The 20856-nt window shown below is 63.8% G+C and carries 24 protein-coding genes; 10 read left to right on the top strand and 14 right to left on the bottom strand.

What is annotated here, in order from left to right:
* Nucleotides 1–69: 69 nt before the first annotated feature.
* The 4 genes from AB8717_RS10505 to AB8717_RS10490 all read left to right on the top strand — a co-directional run bounded on the left by AB8717_RS10505 (nucleotide 70) and on the right by AB8717_RS10490 (nucleotide 3323).
* The gene (locus tag AB8717_RS10505; protein ID WP_443747287.1) at nucleotides 70–849 is read left to right on the top strand and encodes a carbonic anhydrase; all 780 of its coding nucleotides are present in this window, start codon (nucleotides 70–72) and stop codon (nucleotides 847–849) included.
* A 57-nt stretch (nucleotides 850–906) separates the two neighbouring features.
* Complete coding sequence (locus AB8717_RS10500) at nucleotides 907–1518, top strand: hypothetical protein (RefSeq protein WP_443747286.1); 612 nt, start codon at nucleotides 907–909, stop codon at nucleotides 1516–1518.
* A 230-nt stretch (nucleotides 1519–1748) separates the two neighbouring features.
* Nucleotides 1749–2471: a cyclic nucleotide-binding domain-containing protein gene (locus tag AB8717_RS10495; protein ID WP_443747285.1), complete on the top strand. Its 723-nt coding sequence runs from the start codon at nucleotides 1749–1751 to the stop codon at nucleotides 2469–2471.
* Nucleotides 2472–2624: 153 nt separating this feature from the next.
* Nucleotides 2625–3323 carry an alternative oxidase gene (locus tag AB8717_RS10490; protein WP_443747284.1) on the top strand — a complete coding sequence of 233 codons (699 nt, stop codon included), beginning with the start codon at nucleotides 2625–2627 and terminating at the stop codon, nucleotides 3321–3323.
* A gap of 51 nt (nucleotides 3324–3374) precedes the next feature.
* On the opposite strand, the gene AB8717_RS10485 is transcribed toward AB8717_RS10490, so the two are convergent.
* From AB8717_RS10485 to AB8717_RS10475, 3 genes are all read right to left on the bottom strand, one after another.
* Nucleotides 3375–4241, bottom strand: a complete 867-nt coding sequence (locus AB8717_RS10485; protein WP_443747283.1) for a hypothetical protein — start codon at nucleotides 4239–4241, stop codon at nucleotides 3375–3377.
* A gap of 65 nt (nucleotides 4242–4306) precedes the next feature.
* Nucleotides 4307–5233 (bottom strand): hypothetical protein, encoded by a 927-nt coding sequence (locus AB8717_RS10480; RefSeq protein ID WP_443747282.1) that lies wholly within the window; start codon nucleotides 5231–5233, stop codon nucleotides 4307–4309.
* A 14-nt stretch (nucleotides 5234–5247) separates the two neighbouring features.
* A complete protein-coding gene (locus AB8717_RS10475) occupies nucleotides 5248–6063 on the bottom strand; it encodes a hypothetical protein (RefSeq protein WP_443747281.1) in 816 nt (271 codons plus the stop codon).
* Between the two features lie 241 nt (nucleotides 6064–6304).
* On the opposite strand from AB8717_RS10475, the gene trmFO reads away from it, so the two are divergent.
* Together trmFO and AB8717_RS10465 are read left to right on the top strand one after the other, a co-directional pair.
* The gene (gene trmFO / locus AB8717_RS10470) at nucleotides 6305–7705 is read left to right on the top strand and encodes a methylenetetrahydrofolate--tRNA-(uracil(54)-C(5))-methyltransferase (FADH(2)-oxidizing) TrmFO (protein ID WP_443747280.1); all 1401 of its coding nucleotides are present in this window, start codon (nucleotides 6305–6307) and stop codon (nucleotides 7703–7705) included.
* Between the two features lie 16 nt (nucleotides 7706–7721).
* Nucleotides 7722–8444 carry a DUF1353 domain-containing protein gene (locus AB8717_RS10465; protein ID WP_443747279.1) on the top strand — a complete coding sequence of 241 codons (723 nt, stop codon included), beginning with the start codon at nucleotides 7722–7724 and terminating at the stop codon, nucleotides 8442–8444.
* Nucleotides 8445–8447: 3 nt separating this feature from the next.
* Here AB8717_RS10465 and AB8717_RS10460 read toward each other — a convergent pair whose 3' ends face one another.
* From AB8717_RS10460 to AB8717_RS10435, 6 genes are all read right to left on the bottom strand, one after another.
* Nucleotides 8448–8921 (bottom strand): nuclear transport factor 2 family protein, encoded by a 474-nt coding sequence (locus tag AB8717_RS10460; RefSeq protein WP_443747278.1) that lies wholly within the window; start codon nucleotides 8919–8921, stop codon nucleotides 8448–8450.
* Between the two features lie 73 nt (nucleotides 8922–8994).
* A complete protein-coding gene (locus tag AB8717_RS10455; RefSeq protein WP_443747277.1) occupies nucleotides 8995–9681 on the bottom strand; it encodes a squalene/phytoene synthase family protein in 687 nt (228 codons plus the stop codon).
* Nucleotides 9681–10661 (bottom strand): protein translocase subunit SecF, encoded by a 981-nt coding sequence (secF, locus tag AB8717_RS10450; protein WP_443747276.1) that lies wholly within the window; start codon nucleotides 10659–10661, stop codon nucleotides 9681–9683. Before secF ends, AB8717_RS10455 begins: the two co-directional genes overlap by 1 nt.
* A gap of 12 nt (nucleotides 10662–10673) precedes the next feature.
* Nucleotides 10674–12272, bottom strand: coding sequence for a protein translocase subunit SecD (gene secD / locus AB8717_RS10445; RefSeq protein WP_443747275.1), 1599 nt, complete (start codon nucleotides 12270–12272; stop codon nucleotides 10674–10676).
* A 69-nt stretch (nucleotides 12273–12341) separates the two neighbouring features.
* A complete protein-coding gene (gene yajC, locus AB8717_RS10440) occupies nucleotides 12342–12686 on the bottom strand; it encodes a preprotein translocase subunit YajC (protein ID WP_443747274.1) in 345 nt (114 codons plus the stop codon).
* A gap of 266 nt (nucleotides 12687–12952) precedes the next feature.
* Nucleotides 12953–14125 (bottom strand): peptidoglycan DD-metalloendopeptidase family protein, encoded by a 1173-nt coding sequence (locus AB8717_RS10435; protein WP_443747273.1) that lies wholly within the window; start codon nucleotides 14123–14125, stop codon nucleotides 12953–12955.
* A gap of 277 nt (nucleotides 14126–14402) precedes the next feature.
* Here AB8717_RS10435 and AB8717_RS10430 point away from each other — a divergent pair, with 277 nt between their 5' ends.
* From AB8717_RS10430 to AB8717_RS10415, 4 genes are read left to right on the top strand one after another with little or no spacing between them, the layout of a single operon-like run.
* Nucleotides 14403–14579, top strand: coding sequence for a hypothetical protein (locus tag AB8717_RS10430; protein ID WP_443747272.1), 177 nt, complete (start codon nucleotides 14403–14405; stop codon nucleotides 14577–14579).
* Between the two features lie 7 nt (nucleotides 14580–14586).
* Nucleotides 14587–15054 (top strand): hypothetical protein, encoded by a 468-nt coding sequence (locus AB8717_RS10425; RefSeq protein WP_443747271.1) that lies wholly within the window; start codon nucleotides 14587–14589, stop codon nucleotides 15052–15054.
* 18 nt (nucleotides 15055–15072) lie between these two features.
* A complete protein-coding gene (locus AB8717_RS10420) occupies nucleotides 15073–15609 on the top strand; it encodes an RNA polymerase sigma factor (RefSeq protein WP_443747270.1) in 537 nt (178 codons plus the stop codon).
* Nucleotides 15606–15941 carry a hypothetical protein gene (locus tag AB8717_RS10415; RefSeq protein ID WP_443747269.1) on the top strand — a complete coding sequence of 112 codons (336 nt, stop codon included), beginning with the start codon at nucleotides 15606–15608 and terminating at the stop codon, nucleotides 15939–15941. The genes AB8717_RS10420 and AB8717_RS10415 overlap by 4 nt, the downstream gene beginning before the upstream one ends.
* Nucleotides 15942–16078: 137 nt before the next feature.
* On the opposite strand, the gene AB8717_RS10410 is transcribed toward AB8717_RS10415, so the two are convergent.
* From AB8717_RS10410 to tatB, 5 genes are all read right to left on the bottom strand, one after another.
* Nucleotides 16079–16738, bottom strand: a complete 660-nt coding sequence (locus tag AB8717_RS10410; protein ID WP_443747268.1) for a protein-L-isoaspartate(D-aspartate) O-methyltransferase — start codon at nucleotides 16736–16738, stop codon at nucleotides 16079–16081.
* Nucleotides 16735–17535: a 5'/3'-nucleotidase SurE gene (gene surE / locus AB8717_RS10405; RefSeq protein WP_443747267.1), complete on the bottom strand. Its 801-nt coding sequence runs from the start codon at nucleotides 17533–17535 to the stop codon at nucleotides 16735–16737. The genes AB8717_RS10410 and surE overlap by 4 nt, the downstream gene beginning before the upstream one ends.
* Nucleotides 17536–17907: 372 nt before the next feature.
* Nucleotides 17908–19191: a serine--tRNA ligase gene (gene serS / locus AB8717_RS10400; RefSeq protein WP_443747266.1), complete on the bottom strand. Its 1284-nt coding sequence runs from the start codon at nucleotides 19189–19191 to the stop codon at nucleotides 17908–17910.
* A 101-nt stretch (nucleotides 19192–19292) separates the two neighbouring features.
* Entirely contained in the window at nucleotides 19293–20222 is a 930-nt protein-coding gene (gene tatC, locus AB8717_RS10395; protein ID WP_443747265.1) for a twin-arginine translocase subunit TatC, read from the bottom strand.
* Nucleotides 20219–20788, bottom strand: coding sequence for a Sec-independent protein translocase protein TatB (tatB, locus tag AB8717_RS10390; protein ID WP_443747264.1), 570 nt, complete (start codon nucleotides 20786–20788; stop codon nucleotides 20219–20221). The genes tatC and tatB overlap by 4 nt, the downstream gene beginning before the upstream one ends.
* Nucleotides 20789–20856: the final 68 nt, after the last annotated feature.

The raw sequence follows: 20856 nt of genomic DNA, 5'->3' as shown, positions 1-20856 counted from the left end.
AGCTTGCATTGGCTTTCCAAGCCAAAACACGCTTAACAAACCTTAACCATTCCGGGGCAGTGTGAGGGCATGAGAATCGCCTTCGCCCTGCCCTTTCTGGTTTTGATGGCCGCGTGTTCGCCCAAGCATGGCGAACACGAGCAGGCGGCCGTCAGCGGCCCGGTCATCACAAAATGGACCTATGCCAGCGACACCGGCCCGGATCACTGGGCGCAACTGGGCGGCAAGGCAGTGGCCTGCGGCACGGGCACACGCCAGTCGCCGATAGACATCAATGGCGTAACGAAGCCCCAGACCTCGAAGATCCTGTTGAGCTATAATTCGGTGCCGGCGACGATCCAGAATACCGGCAAGACCATCCGCATCACGCCGCAGGGCGCCGGCGACCTGGTGCTGGACGACGTGAAGTACACCCTGCAATATATTGATTTCCATAGCCCCAGCGAGCACGCCATCAACGGCCACCGCGCGACGCTGGAAAGCCAGTTCGTGCACGAGAACGCCAAGGGCGAAACGGTTATCGTGTCGGTGCTGTACGATGTCGGCGTGGCCGATCCGATGCTGGGGTCGCTGTGGACCTACCTGCCGACCGATCCCGGCAAGCCGGTCGCCTTGCCCGACCTTCTGATCAACGCCCAGGATCTTCAGCCGCCGACCGAGGACTTCTATGCCTATTCCGGCTCGCTGACCACGCCGCCCTGCACCGAGGGCGTCACCTGGCTGGTCTATTCCTCGCCGCTCAGCATCAGCGCCGAGCAGGCCGACGCCTTCGAGCGCCTCGTGGGCCCCAATGCCCGTCCGATGCAGCCCCGCCATGACCGCGATTTCCTGCATATCGCCGGAAGTTGATATCGTCGTTATTCAGGACTAAGGTCGCCCCCGTTCCAACAGGAAATGGAGGGTGCGATGCTTACGGCTGCCATGATGCTGGCGCTTCAGATGACGCCGGTTCTGCCTGACAAACTGCCGGTCAAGCCCGATCTCCGGCCGGCCCCGGCGGCCTTCACCGCGCCATCGACGGCTGTAAGACTCTACACCGCGGAACGGACAGGGGTCACCGTGCCGGCGGCTTCGGCGAACAGCCCGGCCATCTATTCGAATGATCCCCGGCCGTTGACCGTAACCGTATCGGTGCCGTCGCGCCTGCTGATCCTGACGACCGTGGCCGCCGAGGTGAAGCTGTGCGCCACGCCGACGGCGTGCGGCCATGGCATCTGGATATCGCCCCACCTGGCCGTCAAGCACGCCGGCCGTCCTGACGACGTCTTCGCCGACAACCCCGGTTCGGTCGGCGGAGAGTTGAGCCAGGTGTTCAAAAGCGTACGTCCGGACGACGAAGACGGAAAGCTGACGCCCACATCGGGATTCGCGACCGCCGGCACTTTCCAGTCCGTGACGCAGGTGCTGCAACCGGGCCAGTACGACGTCACCGTGACCCTGGCCAATACGCGCGGCGGCACGGTCTCGGCGGACGTCATGGCCCAGAAGACGGTCCAGGTTATTCCCGACCAACCGTAAGGACCATCAGGCGGAGCCGGGACCGTAGGTCTGGAAGCCTGGACGTTGCCGCGGCCAGTCGGATATTTTGTGGGACGGCCGTAGTCCGTCACCCTTCTGCCTTTTGTCGCTTGTAACCTTGTGTCGCAGGAGATGCGATGCCCCTTGCATCGGCCGGTGGCCCGGCGCAGACTTGGGGCATGAGAGACAGCGACCTAAACCGAATCCGCGCGCTTCAGCTGTTCGCAGGCATGTCTTCCGACACATTCGCGACGGCGACGCGGGGCGCCCTGTTGCAAAAATTTCCGGCCGCGACAACGCTGCTGTACGAAGGCGACCGGGCGGATTTCCTCCACATCCTGCTCGACGGCGTGGTCGAACTGCAAGGCACCTGGCACGACAAGGAAAGCACCATGGCGGTGCTACGGCCGATTTCGACCTTTATCCTGGCGGCCGTGGTGCTGGACGCACCCGTGCTGATGTCGGCGCGGACCCTGGAACGCTCGGAGATCATCATGGTGCCGGCCGATGCCTTGCGGGACACCATGAAGACCGATGCCGGTGTCTCGTTTGCGGTCGCCCAGGAGTTGTCGGGCTGCTATCGCGGACTGGTCCGGACGATCAAGAGCCAGAAGCTGCGTTCGGGCACCGAACGGCTGGCGAACTATCTGCTTACACAACAGATTCGCCAGGGGGGCGGCGACACGGTCGAGCTCCCGCACGAAAAGCGCATCCTGGCGTCGTTGCTGGGCTTGACGCCGGAAAGTCTGTCGCGGGCCTTCGCGGGGCTTGGCAAGTATGGTGTCGAGGTTCATGGCGGGGCCGTGACGATCGGCAATGCGTCAGGATTGCGGCGGCTGGCGCGGCCCAGTCCGCTGATTGACAACCACAAGCCGCCGAGGAACACGGCGTCGGGCAAGGCGGACAAGGAGCTTTGGCCCCTGGAACGCAGTTGCAGCTCCGAGGCCGACTAGGAACGCCGGCTCCACAGCCTTATCAAAAGTCAATTCAAGCCTTCAGATCGATCAATGGTCCGGTTACCCGGCTTTAAGGCGGACGGGCCTGGGCGAGCCTATAAGAGGTGCACACCGGGGTCGCCCCGGGCGTCGCGTACAAAGGCTCAGACAATGTTTATCGAACCCGCCATCGACCTTACCGTCCACCATAAGCCGACTTCGTTTTCGGACCGCTTCGCCTTCGGCTTCACCAAGCTGTTGCGTTTCTGCGCCGACACCTTCTTCGCCAAGCGCTACGGCCACCGCGCCATCGTGCTGGAAACGGTCGCCGCCGTGCCGGGCATGGTCGGCGCCACGTTGAACCATTTGAAGTGCCTGCGCCGCATGAAGGACGATCGTGGCTGGATCCGCACCCTGATGGAGGAGGCCGAAAACGAGCGCATGCACCTGATGACCTTCATCGAGATCGCCAAGCCGACGGCGTTCGAGCGCTTCGTCATCATCGCCGTGCAGTGGGTCTTCTACATCGGCTTTTTCGTGCTGTACCTGATCTCGCCCAAGACCGCGCACCGCGTCGTCGGTTATTTCGAGGAAGAGGCGGTCATCAGCTATACCCATTACCTGGCCGAGATCGATGAAGGCCGCAGCGCCAACGTCCCGGCCCCGGCCATTGCCCTGCGCTACTGGAAGCTGCCGGCGACCGCGACCCTGCGCGATGTCGTGCTTGTCGTGCGGGCGGACGAAGCCCACCACCGCGACGTCAATCACGCCTTTTCGAACGAGTTGCAGGGCGTGGCGGTCGATGCGGAGGCCCTGGCTCCCTACCCCGTGCATGACGAAAGCGTCTGTATCCGTAACCACGCGGCGTAAGCGAAACAACAGGCCGGAAGGATCACGGGTGGCACCTGCCGCCCGTGATTTTTATTGGGCCGCCACGGCGGGACGTGGGGCGGGGCTGAGCGTCTTCCAGGCGCCGAGGGGCGCGGCCAGCATTATGGCCGAGGTCTGCGGCATGATCAGCCCGAACAGGATAGCCATCTGCAGGGTGCGGGCAGGCGTCAGGAAGGCGGCCAGGCTGGAGACATCGGGAATGGTGCCGGGCGCGTTTTCGCCGAAAAAGACGGCGACGACGGCGCGGATGACCTGGTCGCCGAGATAGTCGACGATGCAGGCCAGGGCGAACGCCATGAGGTAACCGCCGGCCAGCGGCCAGAAATAACCGCGCGTCAGGGACACGCTGCCGAACAGGTCGATGCGGCGCAGGACGAAGCTTTGCGGCACATTGAGCGACATGCGGACCTGGATCAGGTAGCCGGTCAGTGAACTCAGGACGAAGGCCACGCCGGAAAAGGCCGCGCCCAGCCGCAGCATTTCCAGGGCGCTGATTACGGAGACCATCACCACCAGGGTCAAAAGCGAGGTTACGGCCATGACGGCCAGGACCTGCATTTCCCGGATGCCGAAGCGGAGGTGGCCGAACGGGTCGTCGCCGCCGTCCAGCCCGGCCCGGCAGATCGCGCAGGCAATGACGGCCTGGGTCATGAGCCAGATCGGCGCGGCCGACATCATGCCCGTCAGGCCCTGTTGGGCCACCGCCTCGGTGATCGAATCCGGGCCACGCAGCCCCGCGGTGGAGAGCAGCGGCAGGACTGGGCCGGCGATAGCCACCAGCACCAGGGCGGCCAGGCCGTAGCCGAAAAGCGTGACGATGCCCCACAACACGACCCGCTTCGGACGCGCCCGTATCAGGCGGAACCCTTCGAAGGCAAAGTCGAGTTGAAGACCCATAGGCGGCACCCTGTGCGAGTCCCGGAGCTTAGGCCGGAACGCCACAGCGGGCAACGGACTTTATATCAGAAGACCGACTCGGCGCTGACGGAGCGGCCCGACAGCAAGCGGTAGGCGGCCGCCGGAGCGCCGAAGGTGATGGCCATCAGCAAGGGCGCGACGATGATGTTCCACAGCAGGACATAGACCAGCACGGCCGGATCGCGGACCATGGCGGCGATATCGGCGTCCTGCACGGCGTTCATCACGCTGCCGACCGCCAGGGCGTTGCCGCTTTTGAGGATGGCCAGGCCGGCCAGGAAGATGCCGAAGCACAGGAAGCCGACCAGGGCCGCCATGACCAGGGCGATGACATAGCCGGCCACCAGGGCCAGGCTGTTGCCTTCGGTCAGCTTCCACGAGCCGAACATGACGATGCGGCCTTCGGCGAAGCTTTGGGCGGGCGCCAGGCTGAGGCGCGCGCCGAACCAGAAGAAGACGGCGATGGCGGCGATGATGGACAGGACCATGCCGAAGGCGCCCAGGCCGAGGGACAGGATGCCGCCGACGATCGAGCCCGCGATGATCACCACCACATAGAGGGCGAACATGATCAGGAAGAAGAGAATCGCGACGCCGAACTGGCGGACCTCGTCGAGGCCGAGGCGCAGGCCGCCGAAAGCGCCGGCCTTGCCGCCGATCGCCCGGAACACGGCGCAGGTCAGGAAGGCGTTCAGCACGATACCGAGGGGAATAAGGACGCCCAGGGCCGGCAGCAGCTTAGCCACCGCCGCCATCATCACCGCCATGTCACGGCCGTGCGAAGCGGCCTGCAGCTCCTGCATGGCGTTGCCGGCCATGGCCTGCATGATGGCCTTGTTGGCCAGGTAGCCGGCAAGCGACACGACACCCCAGAACGGGATGACGGCCGGCGATTGTCGGATGATGCGGAAGCCTTCGAATGCGAAATCGAGCGGCAGTTTGGCGGGGCGATCGGGTGAAGGCATGGTCATGACGGTTTCTCCGTCTATTTTGCCCGTAGATCGACGATTTGCCTATAGGCCGACGACAGAAATCCTGCGATCAGCGGGAAAATAATGAAGATCGTGAAGGCCAGAAGGCCGGCATGGGCCATCAGGCGCGGCGCGCCGTGCGGCAGGGACGGCATCAGGTGGTGGACGACCGCGATCATCACCAGGACCAGCGGCGCCGAAAACAGGACCAGGCCGCAGAACAGCTTGAAGACGTTGCCCGAGCTGAGCCCCAGCGCATTCAGCGCGACGATCTTCTTTTGCGCCACCGTGGCGACATGGGCCAGCGAGAAACGGACGACAAGGAAGAACAGGAAGACATGGGCCGCGACGGCGTAGGCGATGAAGATCCAGTCGGCGCCCTGGTGACGGCAGAAGACCGTTTGCAGCGCTTTCAGCGTATTGCGCTCGTCGCCCGCCAGGCCGGACAGGTTGAAGATCACGGCGAAGACGATGAAGATGGCGCCGGCGATGACCAGATAGAACAGGCCGACCAGAATGCTGGTGGCCAGAAGGCGCAGTTCCGGCGCGCCGAATTGCAGGCCGAGCGGACCGAGGCCTTCCTTGCGCGCGTCTTTTCCGAAGGTGGCGGAGCGGTAAAGCGCGCCGTGGGCCATGAGCTTGAAGGCGACGATGAGCAGGACGAAACCGAGACAGACCAGCGGGTTGCAGTTGCCGCCAATAAGGAAACCGCCGGCATGGACAAGGTGAAAGAGGATCGCGTGGCCGAAGCTGAGCAAGCCCCACAGCACCAGCAGCGGCGCGAACGCCCCGCCCACGCCCGCGGGCAGGAAGGCAAACGCAGCCGGCACGGCACGTCCGAGGGAGAAAGACGGCTTCGAACTCATTGAAAAATGCCCACCCAATCTGTCTGCCCGATCACACACATTTCGGGCCATTCACCTTTTAGAAACAATTTCTTTCCCTTTAAACGCTTATTTTGTCGCACCCTTCACATTTGCACCCGGCTCTTGCTATAGGGCCACAGTCCGGCGGCGAAACGCTCACCGCCGGGTGTAAATGATTGGCGTACACATCTGGAGAGACGGTTTCGTGACACCCGTACATGTCATCGGCGGCGGATTGGCCGGTTCGGAAGCTGCGTGGCAGCTGGCCCAGGCGGGCGTGCCCGTCGTGATGCACGAAATGCGCGGTGTCAAAGGCACCGACGCGCACCAGACCGACGGACTGGCCGAGCTGGTATGCTCGAATTCGTTCCGTTCGGACGACTGGCAGTTCAATGCCGTGGGCCTGCTGCACGAAGAGATGCGCCGGTCGGGTTCGCTGATCCTGGCCTGCGCCGACAAGCACCAGGTGCCGGCGGGCGGCGCCCTGGCCGTCGACCGCGAGGGATTTTCGCAGGCCGTAACCGCCGCGCTTGAGGCCCATCCGCTGGTCACCATCGTGCGTGAGGAAGTGACCTCGCTCATGGACAAGCCGTGGTCCAATATCGTTTGCGCCACCGGGCCGCTGACGTCGGAAGCGCTGTCGAAGGTCGTGCTGGAGCTGGGCGGCGAAGGCCACCTCTCCTTCTTCGACGCCATCGCGCCGATCATCCACGCCGAATCGATCGACATGTCGAAGGCGTGGAAACAGTCGCGCTATGACAAGGAAGGCCCGGGCGGGGATGCTGCCGCCTATATCAACTGCCCGATGGACCGTGAGCAGTACGAGGCCTTCATCGACGCCCTGCTCGACGGCCCCAAGGCCGAGTTCAAGGACTGGGAGCACGTCCCCTATTTCGACGGCTGCCTGCCGATCGAGGTCATGGCCGAGCGCGGGCGCGAGACCCTGCGCTACGGCCCGATGAAGCCGGTCGGCCTGACCAACCCGCACAATCCGACCGTCAAGGCGCACGCCATCATCCAGCTGCGCCAGGACAATGCGCTGGGCACGCTCTACAACATGGTCGGCTTCCAGACCAAGCTGAAGCACGGCGCCCAGGCGGATGTCTTCCGCATGATCCCGGGGCTGGAAAACGCCCAGTTCGCGCGGCTGGGCGGCCTGCATCGCAATACCTTTATCCAGTCGCCCAAGCTGCTCGACCGCCAGCTGAGGATGAAGGCGGCTTATCCCGACAAATCAATCCGTTTCGCCGGGCAGATCACCGGCGTCGAAGGCTATGTCGAAAGCGCCGCCATCGGCCTGCTGGCCGGGCGGTTCGCCGCCGCCGAAGCAAAGGGCGTTGTGTTGTCCGAACCGCCGGAGACGACGGCTTTGGGGGCCTTGATCAACCACATCACGGTCGGCCACCTCGAGGGCGGCGCCTTCCAGCCGATGAACATCAATTATGGTCTGCTGCCGCCGATGGAAGCACCGAAAAAGGATGATGACGGCGTGAAAATTCCGTTGAAGGAACGCGGCCGCGCCAAGAAGCGGCTGATGAGCCTGAGGGCATTAAATGACCTTAATTCGTGGCTAGAGCCTCAGTCGAATGTGATTCCAGCGGAATAGACGAAGGATGCGTGCGATGACTTGGCGCCGGGGGGCGGCTCTTGTTTTGGCCGGGGCGATGATGGCCCTGGCGGGCTGCGCGGAAAAGACGACGACGGTCTATGTGCCGGTAGCGCCCAAGGTGGTGCCAAGCTCGCTGACGCCGCAGCCGGTGATCCTGTTCAACCGCTCCAAGGAAGGGCGCAAGCTCTTCACGCTCAACGAGGAATTCCCCTACTGCGATCCGGTGACGGGCTACGTCATCGTGGTGCCGAAGTGGTATGTGACGGACTTTGCCTCGGTGCCGTGGTACGGCCAGGGCGTGATCGATCCGCAGGGGCCGACGGCGCGCGCCGCCATCATCCACGACTGGCTCTATACGATCGGCCAGCCGAACATGCGGTTGCAGGCCGACGACATCTTCTATCGCGCCATGATCGCCTTCGGCGTCGACCAGTTCCATACGGGCATCGCCTATAACGCCGTGCGCGCCGGCGGCGAAGGCGGCTATGGGTTGAAGGGCGACTGGCTGTTCATCGATCCGGCCCGCCCGGACGTCAGCCAGCCCGCCCCCTTCGTCAAGCCGATCTCGGGCGCGGTGCGGGTCATGCCGGGCTGCCGCGGGTTCAGGGAGCTTATCCTGAGCGGCTGGAAGGCCTATCCGGACAAGGTGGTGCTGCCCGCCGCCCCGCCGCCGGTGACGACGACCAAGATGCCGTATGATGACCTGGTGAAGAAGTTTCCCTGGAAGAAGAAGTAACGGTCAGAGCCCGAGGTCGCTCAGGCCCGGGTGGGTGTCCGGCCGCCGCCCCGCGTCGCCGCGCTCCCAGTGGAACAGACGGTCGGCTTCGGCGATGGCCAGGTCGTTGATGCTGGCCAGACGGCGGCGCATCAGGCCTTCGCCATCGAATTCCCAGTTCTCATTGCCATAGGCGCGGAACCACTGGCCGGCGGCGTCGTGATATTCGTAGGCGAAGCGCACGGCGATACGGTCGCCGGTGAAGGCCCACAGCTCCTTGATCAGGCGATAGTCGTTTTCCTTTTGCCACTTGGCTGTCAGGAAGGCTTCGATTTCGGCGCGGCCGGTGATGAACCGGTCGCGGTTGCGCCACTGGCTGTCGGGCGTGTAGGCCTGGGCCACACGCGCCGGATCGCGGCTGTTCCACGCGTCTTCGGCCATGCGGATCTTCTGCGCGGCGGTTTGCGGATCGAAGGGCGGAAAGGGCGGACGGCTCATGGCGGCTCCTCAGGCTGTGGCGCCTGAGGTAGGCCGTTCCGCACCTGGCAGCAACGGGCCGGGCTGCCGAATTTCAGATATTTCCCGCCACAAAGGCCCAAAACAGTTTCAGGCGTTTCGACAAAGGTCCCCGCGCCCGTCCGGTCCATGTATCGCCCGCCAGCGCCGCCGGCAGGGCCAGGGGCATCAGGCTGGCCGGCAGGGTCTTGGCGGCCTTGGCGGCATCGCGGTACAGGTGTGCGGCCTCGGCTTCGCCCGCCTCGGGCACACGGCCGGCGCGTTTAAGCCGCGCCATTCCGGCAAAACGCGCCGGATCAGCCAGGGCCGAGGCATCAGCCGACGGATCAAGAATGCGGGCGGCCAGCTTCGCCGCCATCCCCTCCCCCTTGTCGACGATGACGAGCGCGGCACGCATGTCGAGCGGACCGGCGTCGAGCAGCGGCAACTGGCCTTCGATCAGGGTCAGCAGGTCTTCGGCCGGCAAAGCATACTGGCCGACGATGCGCTGCAGGGCTTCGCTCAGGGGATGATAGCGTGGCGTCCGGCGATCGCGGATTTCCTCGACGGCCTCATACCACCAACGCATGCGGATCTCGCCCAGCATGGGCTCGCTGACGCGGCCGGGAATATCCTGCAGGGTTTCGAGCAGGGCATACAGGGCCAGCACGTCGGCGCGCTTTTGCGCATCGCCGATAAAAACGGAAGCGAGCCGCAGGTCTTCCGACCGCGGCTCGCATTCATTTGTCGCGTCAGACGTCATTACGGCAGCGGCTTTTGCTTCTTGCTGCCCTTGAAGCCGCCCATGTCGATAATCTCGGCGTCTTCGTCGTTACGGTTGACACCCCAGATCAGGATGATCGGCAGGGCGACGTAGATCGACGAATAGGTGCCGACGAAGATACCGAAGACCATGGCGAAAACCAGCGGGAACAGGGCCGGACCACCGAGGAACAGCATGCCGGCCAGGGCCAGGATGGCGGTCGAACCGGTGATGATCGTCCGCGACAACCGTTCGTTTTCCGACAGGTTGATGATGTCGGCCAGCGGCGTCTTCTTGAACTTGCGCAGGTTTTCACGAAGCCGGTCGAAGGTGATGACCTTTTCGTTCATCGAATAACCGATGACGGTCAGCAGCGCGGCGATCGAGGTCATGGAGAATTCGATCTGCAACAGGCCCATGATGCCGATGGTCAGCACCACGTCGTGCAGCACGGCGATGACGGCGCCGGCGCCGAATTGCAGGCCCGACGGGAAGCGGAACCAGATGTAGAGCAGCATGAGCGCGAGCGCGCCGCCGAGCGCGAACAGGCCCGAACGCATCAGTTCGCCCGACACCTTGGGGCCGACGACTTCGGTGCGCTTGAAGGTCATGCCCGGGAAGGTCTGGCCGAGCTTGGCCTTGATGCCTTCGACGCGCTCGTTGTCGTTGTCGCCTTTGACTTCGGGGAGCTTGAACTTGACGACCGCGTCGCGGTCGCTGCCGAAGGGCTGGACGGTGGCGTCCTCGGCGCCGAAGGTCTTCATGCTGGCGCGCAGCTGCGCGGTCGGCATCGGGCCCGGCGTCTGGACTTCGAGGACGTTGCCGCCCGCGAAATCGGTTCCGAGGTTCAGGCCCATGGTGAAGAGCACGATGACGGTGCCGAGCACGGCCAGGCCGGAAACAATCGCTGCCACCGGTGCGTACTTGGTGAAGCGGAAGTGGAACTCGGTCGGCAGGTTTTTAATGAGAGGCCATTGCATGGGCGTGTACTCTTAAATCGGAAGGGTCTTCGGCTTGGTGGCCTTGTACCACCAGCCGAGCAGGACCTGGCTGACCAGGATGGCCGTGAAGACCGAGGTGAACACGCCGATGGCCAGCGTCCAGGCGAAGCCCTTGACCGGGCCGGCACCGAAGGCGAACATGATCAGCGCCGAGATCAGCGAGGTGATGTTGGCGTCGAGGATGGACACGATGGCGCGGTTGAAGCCCATGTCCATGGCGGCGACGACCTTGTGGCCCAGGCGTTCTTCGTCGCGGATCCGTTCGTAGATCAGAACGTTGGCGTCGACGGCCACGGCCAGGCTGAGGATCAGGCCCGCGACGCCAGGCAGCGTCAGGGTGGCCTGGAAGACCGTCATGGCGGCCATGATCAGCAACAGGTTGACCACCAGGGCCACGACGGCGGCGCCGCCGAAGATGAAGCCATAGGCAAGCACCATGAAGGCGACGATGACCAGGAAGCCGATGATGGTCGAATTGATGCCGGCCTGCACGGCGTCCTTGCCGAGTTCGGCGCCGACCGTGCGTTGCTGGACGATGTTGAGCTGGGCGGGCAGCGCGCCGCTCTTCAGCACGTTGACCAGTTCCGACGCCTCCTGCGGGCTGAAGTGGCCGGTGATCTGGCCGCTGCCGGTGACGATCGGCTCCTGGATGTTCGGAGCGGACATGACGACGCCGTCGAGGATGATGGCGAAGCGCTGGCCGGTATAGCGGGTCGTGGCGTCACCGAAGGCCTTGGTGCCGGGGCCGTCGAAGCGGAATTCGATGGCCGGGCGCTGGTACTGGTCGGTACCCATGCTGGCATTGGTCAGGTTGCCGCCGGTGACGAGGACGCGCGAACGCACGGCCAGCTTGCCGCCCGGACCCTGCTCGGAATCGGGGAGCAGTTCGGAACCCGGCGGGATGCGGCCGGCGGCGATGTCGGCCGGCGTGACGGTCGAATCGACCATCTGGAAGGTCAGCTTGGCGGTACGGCCGATGACGCGCTTCAGCTGCTCGGGGTCGCTTTCGCCCGGCGCTTCGACGACGATACGGTTGGCACCCTGGCGGACGATCGACGGTTCCTTGGTGCCGAGCGAGTCGACGCGCTTGCGGATGACTTCGATCGAGGTGTCGACGGCGCTGGCGGCCGTTTCCTTCTGGGCGTCGGGGTTCTGGGCCAGGGTGATTGTCTGGTCCGACCCGCGCGACACGTTCAGGTCCTTGGTGCCCGGATTGCGCGGCAGCGGCGTGGCCAGCTTGGACAGGATGCCAAAGGCCTTGTCGACATTTCCTGCGTCGTTGATGCGGACGCTGACGGTCGTGCCCTGGACGGCCAGGTTGCTGAACAGGATATTCTCATCCTTCAGGCGCGCGCTGACGTCATCGAGCAGCTTGGCCGCCTTGTCGCGCATCAGCCCGTCGGTGTCGACTTCGAGCAGGAGGTAAGAACCGCCCTGCAGGTCAAGGCCGAGGTTCAGCGTCTGCGTCGGGAAGAAGCCCTTGATGCTGTCCCGCATGGCCGGAGGCATGAAGTTGGCGGCGGAGAAAAGAATGCCGAGAAGTGCGGCGGCGGCGACCACCCCAACCTTCCAGCGGGACAAGTTTATCATGTCAATCAGCCCGATACGGATAGGAAACGGCCCGGCGTCGTCCACGACACCGGGCCGGAATACTCTTGTTTATGCCACCTTGTCGTTGGCCGGGGCGGGTTCGCCCTTGGCGCGGACATCGGTGATCATTGCCTTGACCACGCGGACGTTCACGCCGGTGGCGATTTCAACCATGACTTCAGTCTCTTCGACGCGCGTCACCTTGCCCATCATGCCCGAGGTCAGCACCACCGTGTCGTTGCGCTTGATGGCGGCCAGCATGGCCTTGTGCTTCTTGGCCTGGGCCTGCTGCGGCCGGATCATGAAGAAGTACATGATGGCGACGAAGCCGATCAGCAGCGGCAGCATGTTGAGGAAGTCACCACCGGGGGCGGCGGCGCCGGCTGTCTGGGCGAAGGCGGGGGTAGCGAACACGAACGAGTCTCCCGAAAAGGTCCGGACAGGTAAGGACGCAATGTTCCCGGCACCCCTGCCCTCAAAAAACGTGTGCCATACATAGGCACAAAAAAAAGAAGGTCAACTTTGTTTATAGAGACGGCGGAGCCGCTATTATTACTCCTCCCCATCGCAAGATGGGGAGGTGGGTCACCCGAAGCCTTGGCGAAGGGGGAGACGGAGGGGGCGAAGCTAAAGGAAGATACCCCTCCCAATGCTTCGCATAGGGAGGAGATTCTTTTTGTTTACGGCAGCACCAGCGTCGGGTCGATCGGGCGGGCGATGTCGGTTGACGGGGTATAGCGCACTTCGAAATGCAATTGCGGACGGTCGATGACGCCCGACTGGCCGACATGGCCGATGACCTCGCCTTTAGTGATCTTCTGGTTGTTCTTCACGGTCATGGACGACAGGTGCGAATAGCCAGTGTACCAGCCGTTCGGGTGCTTGATGTAGACCGTGTTGCCCAGTTCCTTGACCTGGTCGCCCTCGTAGACGACGACGCCGTCGGACGCGGCATGGACGTCGGTGCCTTCGTCGGCGGCAATATTGATTCCGTCATTGCGCACGTTCGGCGCCAGCTGGCCGAACGGCACCAGGATCTTGCCGCGGACCGGCCAGACGAACAGGCCCTTGCCCATCTGCGCCAGTTGCGCATTGCTGGGGAAGCCGTTGGGCGCGGGCGGCTGGGTCACCGCGACCGGCTTCGACGGCGGCGTGACGGCGGGCTTGGTCGCGGCAGGCGCCGGCACGTCCTTGGTTGCGGCTTCCTTCGGCGCGGGCGTGGCCGGCCTGGCGGCCACCACCGGCTTTGCAGGCGTGGACGCCGGCGCCGGCGCCGGTGCCGAAGGCTTGGCCAGCGCGGCTTGCAACCTGACCATGGTCGGGCCGCCGGCGTGCTCTTCCGAGCCCTTGTCGACGGCATTGGCGGGCAGCAGGATCTTCTGGCCGATGCGCAGGCCTGAATTCGGCTCGAGGCCGTTCAGGTCGTACAGCACCTTCACCGGCACGCCGAAGCGGCGCGAAACGCCGTAGAGCGTGTCGTGCGCCTGAAGGATATAGACGAAGGCCGCGCGCGTGTCCTTGACCGGCGCCGAGGTCTGCGACGACGAGGAAGATGAGGACGACGCCGTATCGGACGGCGGCGGGGGCGGAGGTGGTGGCGGCGGAAGATCGCTGGACGAGATGCCGCCCTTGGAGCCCTGGGCCGTTATGGCCGGGACGGTCGGCTTGTCGTCGCCGGCCTGGGCGGGCGTCTGGGTCGCCTCGGCCGGCTTGTCCTGCATATAGATGGGATATTTCGGCTCGGGCATGGCCGTCGAACAGGCCTGGAGCATCAGCATGCCCACACCCAGCGCGCCCATGGCGCACAGTCGGATTACACCCTTCAGGCGATTGCGGCGGTCATCGGAGGTCATCGTCCTGGCTCCCTCGAACGGATATGGCGGCATGCGCGCCCTGCCCGTCATTCTTGCGGGCGTCGGCGCCCGTTCGTTATGACGAAATTAAGGATAACGATTCGTTAGCAACTTCGTCAAATTGCGCACGATTCTGGCAAAATGGCGGATCGCCGGGAAAATTTGCCGGGGATGAAATTATTTTGAAAAAATTTCGCCGCGCCACATCCGATCACGGCCTCCGCGGACATACAGGATCAAAGGCGGCGATTGACGCTGCCGAACGGAGCTTTGGATTATGACCGTGCATATCGTCTGGATGTACTGGTGGCTGATTTTCCCGATCGGCTTCCTGCTGTCCCGAATCGTTCACATGTTCCTTTACAGCGCATATGAACGGAAACGACTCGACGTACTGAAGGCCTATATCGACAAGGGCAAGGACGTGCCCCCGGCCCTCTATCGCGACCTGTGAGGCTATTATGGACCAGAACACCTTCGTGCATCTCTTCACCAGCTACTGGTGGCTCATCTTTCCGCTCGGCTGGATGGTTGCGGGCGTCTTCGGCAGCCTGTTCCACTATCGCCACAAGAGCGACATGCTGAACCTGATCAAGACCTACGCGGAAAAGGGCCAGGAGCCGCCGGCCGCCCTGCTCGACGCGCTCAAGTCGGACGAACAGCGCGCATATGATTATGAAGGGCGTCATTACGGCCGCCGCTGGCGGCGCCGCCGCCATGGCTGGTGGTGGCAGGTCGTGGTCTTCGCTTCGCTGGCGGCCGGTTTCGGTTATTTCGGCCAGTATGGCGGCGGGCCGGCCGTGTTCAGCGCGCTGGCCATGGCGTTCGGTGTCGCGGCGCTGGCGCTGGGCGTCATCGGCCTGATCCAGGCCCTGACCGCGCCGCGGCTCGATCCCAAAGACCGCGACCGCGACGAGTATCGGGACTAAGGACCGGTTGGCCGCGAGATGGAACAGCCGGGGGACAGCAGCCACGCCGCGCTTGTCGAGCGCGCGCGCCGGGGATCCGACACCGCCTTCTCAAGGCTGGTGTCGGAAAACCAGGCGGCCGTGCGCGCCTTCGCGCGGCGGCTGGCGGCCAATCCGGCTGATGCCGACGACCTGGCGCAGGAGGCTTTCGTGACCGCGTGGAAGAAGATCGACCATCTGCGGCCGGACGCCAGTTTCCGCACCTTCGTCTGCGGCATCGTCTTCGCCAAGGCGCGCAATGACCGCCGGCGGTTCAACCGCGCGGCGGCGCGCGACACGCAATGGCACGACCTGACGCCGCAGACGGCATCGTCAACCGTTGATACGAAGCTGTCGGTCCAGGCGGCGCTGCAGGTTTTGCCATTGGATGTGCGCGCTGCCGTGTCGCTGTGTGTGGCGGGCGATTACAGCCACAGCGAGGCCGCCGAGATTTTGGGGCTTCCGCTCGGCACCGTGAAGACGCATATTCAGAAAGGGCGCGAGGCGCTCAACCGGTTGCTTGGAGTAGAGTCATGACTGCGGATTCGTTGCCAGATCCCTTGAAAGCCCTGCTGTTGGCCGACGAGGAAACCTCGGTCATCTTGCCCCAGCGCGACCTCGCCTTCACCGTCGAAGTCATGGCGCGCATCGAGCGTCAACAGTTGCGTGAAAACCTGGTGTTGATCGGCGTGCTGTTCGTGGCCGTGTCGGCCATCCTGGCCATCGTCATGCCTTATGTCACGCCGCTGATCGTCGATGCCGGCCAGGCGCTGATCCCGGCCGTGCTGGTCCTGTCGGCGCTGGGCGCCATGGCGATCGCCGTGCAATGGATGCGCCCGGGTCTGAGGATGATGGGGCTGCCGGTTTAGCGGTTCTGCCGGAGCCTGCGGCTTAAGTAAGAAACCCCACCACCGCATCTCCTTCGCCGTGCTTCGCAACGCTCAGTCGTGCGGTCGGCACGGGCCGCCCCTCTCCGTCGCTTCGCGACAGGGAGATACGAAAATTTTCAATTTTCCTTCGCCACGCCCGCGATCAAGGGGACGAAGCGGACTTCGCCCAGGTCCTCGGTCTCGTAGGTGTCGCCGGTGCGCGTGTAACGCAGAAGGCGCTGGGTCGAGCCCTTGCCTTGCGGACCGACCATGATGCCGCCGCGGGGCTTGAGCTGGGCCAGCAGTTCCACCGGTTCTTCCGGCAGGGCGGCCGTGACCAGGATGCGGTCGAAAGGCGCCTGTTCCGGCCAGCCGATCCAGCCGTCGCCGAAACGGTAGATGATATTTTCCAACATCAGCCGCTTATGGCGGATCTCGGCCTCCAGCATCAGCGACCGGTAACGCTCAATGGTGTACACATAGCGCGCCAGCCGGGCCAGGATCGCCGTCTGGTAACCAGAGCCCGTGCCGATTTCGAGCACGCGGTGGCGGCCCTCGATCTTCAGCGCCTGGGTCATCAGGCCGACGATGAAGGGCTGGGAGATGGTCTGTCCACAGTTGATCGGGATGGCGGAATCTTCCCACGACCGGTCGAGGAACAGCTCAGGCACGAACAGGTCGCGCGGCGTATATTCCATGGCGTGGAGCAGCTTGCGGTCCTCGATGCCCTGGTCCTTGAGCGCGCGCAGCAGCCGGTGCAGCCGGGTCTCTTCCGGGGGAATTTCCACGTCGCTCATTTCGCGGCCTCCGGCTGGCGAACGGCCTTGGGGACCGTTCCGCCCAGCGTCTTTTTCAGCTCGTGCATCGTCGCGTAATGCGTAAGGTCCAGGTGCAGCGGCGTCACCGAGATGCGGTTCTCGGCGACGGCCTTGAGGTCGGTACCGTCGACCAGAGTCTGCTGATAGTTGTGGAAGTCCATCCAGTAATAGTGGCGGCCGCGCGGGTCGCAACGCTTGACGGCGTGCATTTCGTGCAGGTCGCGCAGACCCTGTTTCGTGACCTCGATGCCCGTGACGGCGTCGGCCGGACAGTCCGGGAAGTTGATATTGAGCACGACGTCCGTCGGCCAGCCACGTTCGATAAGCGCCGACAGCACGCCGGCGCCATGGCCCGTGGCTGAGTCCCACTGGTCTTCGCTGTTGTGATCGAAATCGAGGCACTGCGACAGGGCGATCGACGGAATGCCCAGCGTCATGCCCTGGAAGGCGCCGGCCACCGTGCCGGACAGGGTCACGTCCTGGGCGAGATTGAATCCACGATTGATGCCGCTGAGCACCAGGTCCGGCGGCGACGGCAGAAGGTCGTTGACGGCGATCTGCACGCAGTCGGTCGGCGTGCCGGAAACGGCGAAGCGCTTGGCGTCGATGCGTTTGACGCGGAGCGGATCGTGCAGCGTGACACCCCTGCCCTTGCCCGACTGTTCGACGATGGGCGCGCAGACCCAGACGTCGTCGGACAGACTTGTCGCGATGTCGTGGAGAAGCGAGAGCCCGTAGGCTTCGAAACCATCGTCATTGGTAAGCAGAATACGCATCGGAACCTTCGTTAACGAAGGCCGGTTTTAGGACCATTTGGTGAACACGCGCAAGCGGGCTCACGGGAAAATTATGGAGCTGACTGCAGGTTGGAAAAGGAAGTGATCCACAGATTACACAGATTTCACAGATTAGATTTTACCCGTTGAAACGCGCGAAGCGCAATCTTCGACCGTGTGCGCGCAGGGGGCCGTCGTAAGTCTCGGAATAATCTGTGAAATCTGTGTAATCTGTGGATCACTTTCACGTTCGCAGTTCGAAGCTACGGACGGTAAGACTTGGCCACGGATGGTCCGAGCCACGAGCGTAGACCGCGCCTCCGGAATACAGAAGGTGCGCTTCGCCCCGCTTATCCGTGGCAAAACCCTTTCTTACCCGATATGCGTCAGGCCGCCCATATAGGGCTGGAGCACGGCCGGAATGTTGATGCGGCCACCCTCGTCCTGGTAGTTTTCCATGATGGCGACCAGCGTGCGGCCGACGGCCAGGCCCGAGCCGTTCAGCGTATGGACGAAGCGCGTGCCTTTTTCGCCCGCCTTGCGGCAGCGGGCGTCCATGCGGCGGGCCTGGAAGTCGCCGCAGTTCGAGCACGACGAGATTTCACGATAGGTGTCCTGCGACGGCAGCCAGACTTCGAGATCGTAGGTCTTGCGCGCGCCAAAGCCCATGTCGCCCGTGCACAGCAGCATGGTGCGGAACGGCAGGTCGAGTTTCTTGAGCACCGTTTCAGCGCAGTCCGTCATGCGGTCGTGTTCGTCGCCCGAGGTTTCCGGCGTGGTGATCGACACCAGCTCGACCTTGTGGAACTGGTGCTGGCGGATCATGCCGCGCGTATCGCGCCCGGCCGAGCCCGCTTCGGCGCGGAAGCACGCCGTCAGCGCGGTCAGGCGCAGGGGCAGTTCTTCCTCGGCTGTGATGGCTTCGCGCACCAGGTTGGTCAGCGAGACCTCGGCGGTCGGGATCAGGTAGCGGTCGTCGGTCGTCTTGAAAAGGTCTTCCTCGAACTTCGGCAACTGGTTGGTGCCGAAAAGCGCATTGCCGCGCACCAGGACGGGCGGATTGACCTCGGTATAGCCGTGCTCGCTGGTTTGCAGGTCGAGCATGAACTGGCCGATGGCGCGTTCAAGGCGCGCGAGCTGGCCCTTGAGTACGACGAAACGCGCCCCCGCGATTTTCGCGGCGGCTTCGAAGTCCATAAGGCCGAGCGCTTCACCGAGGTCCGCATGGTCCTTGGGCTGGAAGGAAAGCGCTACGGGCGTGCCCCAGCGGCGCTGCTCGACATTACCGTGTTCGTCCGTGCCGATGGGCACATCATCGAAAGGCAGGTTGGGGAGCGAGGCCAGCAGGTCGCGCAGTTCTTCGCCCTTGACGCGTTCCTTTTCGGTTTCCTCGTTGATCTTGCCCTTCAGGCCTTCGACGGCGGCCATGAGCGTGGCAGCGCGGGCTTCGTCCTTCTGCGCCTTGGCCTGGCCGATCTGCTTCGACAGGTCGTTGCGCTCCGACTGGGCCGACTGGAAGGCGGTCTGGGCGGCGCGCAGTTCGCCGTCGAGGCTTTGCAGGAGATGCACGTCCTTCTGGGCCGATTCGCGGCCACGCGACGACCAGCCCCGAACGAAGATGTCAGGATTTTCGCGTAAGGCCTTGATATCGTGCATGATGACGGCTCCGGTTTCAGATGGCGCAGACAAGACGTGTCCGTGCCCGGGATAGAGCGCATCGTTTACGGGCTGGGGCCCGTAAGGTCAAAGCGATTCTGTCAGGAAACCGTGGCCTTGGGCCGGCGGAATTCGATCATGCGCACGCACAGGATCGAGATTTCGTAGAGCAGGATGATCGGGACCGACAGCAGGCACTGCGAGATCGGATCCGGCGGCGTCACGATGGCCGCGACGACGACGATCGCCAGGATGGCGTAGCGGCGGAACTGCCCCAGCATCTTGGAATTGACAATCCCCGCCAGGCCCAGCAGCGTGATGACGATCGGCAGCTGGAAGCAACAGCCAAAAGCGATCATCAGGGTTTCGACCAGCTGCAGGTATTCCGACACTTTGGGCATGAATTGCACGGTGACGCCGTTGGCGCCGATGATCTGCTGGTTCAGCGAGAACCACAGCACCATCGGCATGATGGCGTAGTACACCAGCGCCATACCCATGAGGAACAGGACGGGCGCGGCGAACAGGAAGGGCAGGAAGGCGTTGCGTTCGCGACGGTACAGACCCGGCGCGATAAAGCGATAGAGCTGGAAGGCCAGGACGGGAAAGCTGACGATAATGCCGCCGAACATGGCGATGCGCAGGTTGGTGAAAAACACCTCCATGGGCGCCGTGGCGATCAGCGGGATGTCCTTGACGTTGGAAATCGCCTTCATGCCGAGCAGGATGAAGGCCAGATCGAACGGGCCGGCCTTGCCGTGGTTCTGTTGCTCCTGGTACAGCGACGAGGCGACCGCCAGCGGGTGCACCAGGAAGCCCATGATATGGGCGTGGAAGCAGTAGCAGCCGATGACGGAGACGACAAAGGCGGCGACCATCCAGATCAGGCGCATGCGCAGCTCGATCAGGTGCTCCATAAGGGGGGCGCGCGAGGCTTCGATTTCCGCCTGGTCGGCGTCGGCCTGAGTCACGAGGCCGCGCTTCGTCGGGTCTTCGACAGTTTGCGGAAGCCCGCCAATGTCCTCGCTCATGATGCGCTGTCCGTGGTTTCAGCCTTGGCCTTGGGCGCGCGGGTCCGCTTCGGTTTTACCGGCGCCGTTTCGTCGGATGAGGCCGAGGTAATGGCCGGCGCCTTTTTGGCGCGCGGCGGCTGCGGTTTTTTCAGTGGCGTCTTGGCGCCTTCATCGAGCGCGCGGCGCGGCGGCAGGCCTTCAAGTTGAGGATCGGCCACCTTAGAATCGGTGTGTGCGGTCTCGACCGGCGCCTCCAGCGGCTCGACCGAGACCGGCTGCACCGGCACGGCGTTCAGCGACTGATGGATGTCGCTTTCGATCGACGTCATTTCGGTCTTCATATCGGCAATGCCGGGCAGGCTTTGCGAATTGCGCAGGGCCTCGACCTCCTTGCGCAGGTCATCAAGCTCGCTTTGCCGCGCCATATCTTCGAAAGAAGTGCGGAAATCATCCGCCATGGCGCGCATGCGGCCGACAAAACGGCCGAGCTGGCGCAGCAGCTTGGGCAGGTCCTTGGGGCCGACCACGACAAGGGCGACCACCGCGATTACGACGATTTCACCGCCCCCGATACCGGGCAACATGCGCTGACGCTTTCTCTCTTGGGTAATAAAGGACAGCGCGCCGGGACCGCCCAGCGCGCCGCTTTAAA

It is taken from the genome of Asticcacaulis solisilvae, from assembly GCF_052327315.1.
GTDB lineage: Bacteria > Pseudomonadota > Alphaproteobacteria > Caulobacterales > Caulobacteraceae > Asticcacaulis > Asticcacaulis solisilvae_B.
The sequence above is the reverse complement of the archived record's forward strand: the minus strand, read 5'-3'. Positions and strand labels throughout refer to the sequence as shown.

Coding starts and splice junctions, on each gene's coding strand:
- serS (WP_443747266.1), bottom strand. CDS start 19,191: ATGCACGATATCAAGGCCTTACGCGAAAATCCTGACATCTTCGTTCGG.
- AB8717_RS10460 (WP_443747278.1), bottom strand. CDS start 8,921: ATGAGCCGTCCGCCCTTTCCGCCCTTCGATCCGCAAACCGCCGCGCAG.
- AB8717_RS10420 (WP_443747270.1), top strand. CDS start 15,073: ATGGAACAGCCGGGGGACAGCAGCCACGCCGCGCTTGTCGAGCGCGCG.
- secF (WP_443747276.1), bottom strand. CDS start 10,661: ATGCAATGGCCTCTCATTAAAAACCTGCCGACCGAGTTCCACTTCCGC.
- tatC (WP_443747265.1), bottom strand. CDS start 20,222: ATGAGCGAGGACATTGGCGGGCTTCCGCAAACTGTCGAAGACCCGACG.
- secD (WP_443747275.1), bottom strand. CDS start 12,272: ATGATAAACTTGTCCCGCTGGAAGGTTGGGGTGGTCGCCGCCGCCGCA.
- AB8717_RS10415 (WP_443747269.1), top strand. CDS start 15,606: ATGACTGCGGATTCGTTGCCAGATCCCTTGAAAGCCCTGCTGTTGGCC.
- AB8717_RS10485 (WP_443747283.1), bottom strand. CDS start 4,241: ATGGGTCTTCAACTCGACTTTGCCTTCGAAGGGTTCCGCCTGATACGG.
- AB8717_RS10495 (WP_443747285.1), top strand. CDS start 1,749: ATGTCTTCCGACACATTCGCGACGGCGACGCGGGGCGCCCTGTTGCAA.
- AB8717_RS10465 (WP_443747279.1), top strand. CDS start 7,722: ATGACTTGGCGCCGGGGGGCGGCTCTTGTTTTGGCCGGGGCGATGATG.
- AB8717_RS10435 (WP_443747273.1), bottom strand. CDS start 14,125: ATGACCTCCGATGACCGCCGCAATCGCCTGAAGGGTGTAATCCGACTG.
- AB8717_RS10505 (WP_443747287.1), top strand. CDS start 70: ATGAGAATCGCCTTCGCCCTGCCCTTTCTGGTTTTGATGGCCGCGTGT.
- AB8717_RS10425 (WP_443747271.1), top strand. CDS start 14,587: ATGGACCAGAACACCTTCGTGCATCTCTTCACCAGCTACTGGTGGCTC.
- AB8717_RS10455 (WP_443747277.1), bottom strand. CDS start 9,681: ATGACGTCTGACGCGACAAATGAATGCGAGCCGCGGTCGGAAGACCTG.
- AB8717_RS10410 (WP_443747268.1), bottom strand. CDS start 16,738: ATGAGCGACGTGGAAATTCCCCCGGAAGAGACCCGGCTGCACCGGCTG.
- AB8717_RS10480 (WP_443747282.1), bottom strand. CDS start 5,233: ATGACCATGCCTTCACCCGATCGCCCCGCCAAACTGCCGCTCGATTTC.
- surE (WP_443747267.1), bottom strand. CDS start 17,535: ATGCGTATTCTGCTTACCAATGACGATGGTTTCGAAGCCTACGGGCTC.
- tatB (WP_443747264.1), bottom strand. CDS start 20,788: ATGTTGCCCGGTATCGGGGGCGGTGAAATCGTCGTAATCGCGGTGGTC.
- AB8717_RS10490 (WP_443747284.1), top strand. CDS start 2,625: ATGTTTATCGAACCCGCCATCGACCTTACCGTCCACCATAAGCCGACT.
- AB8717_RS10500 (WP_443747286.1), top strand. CDS start 907: ATGCTTACGGCTGCCATGATGCTGGCGCTTCAGATGACGCCGGTTCTG.
- AB8717_RS10430 (WP_443747272.1), top strand. CDS start 14,403: ATGACCGTGCATATCGTCTGGATGTACTGGTGGCTGATTTTCCCGATC.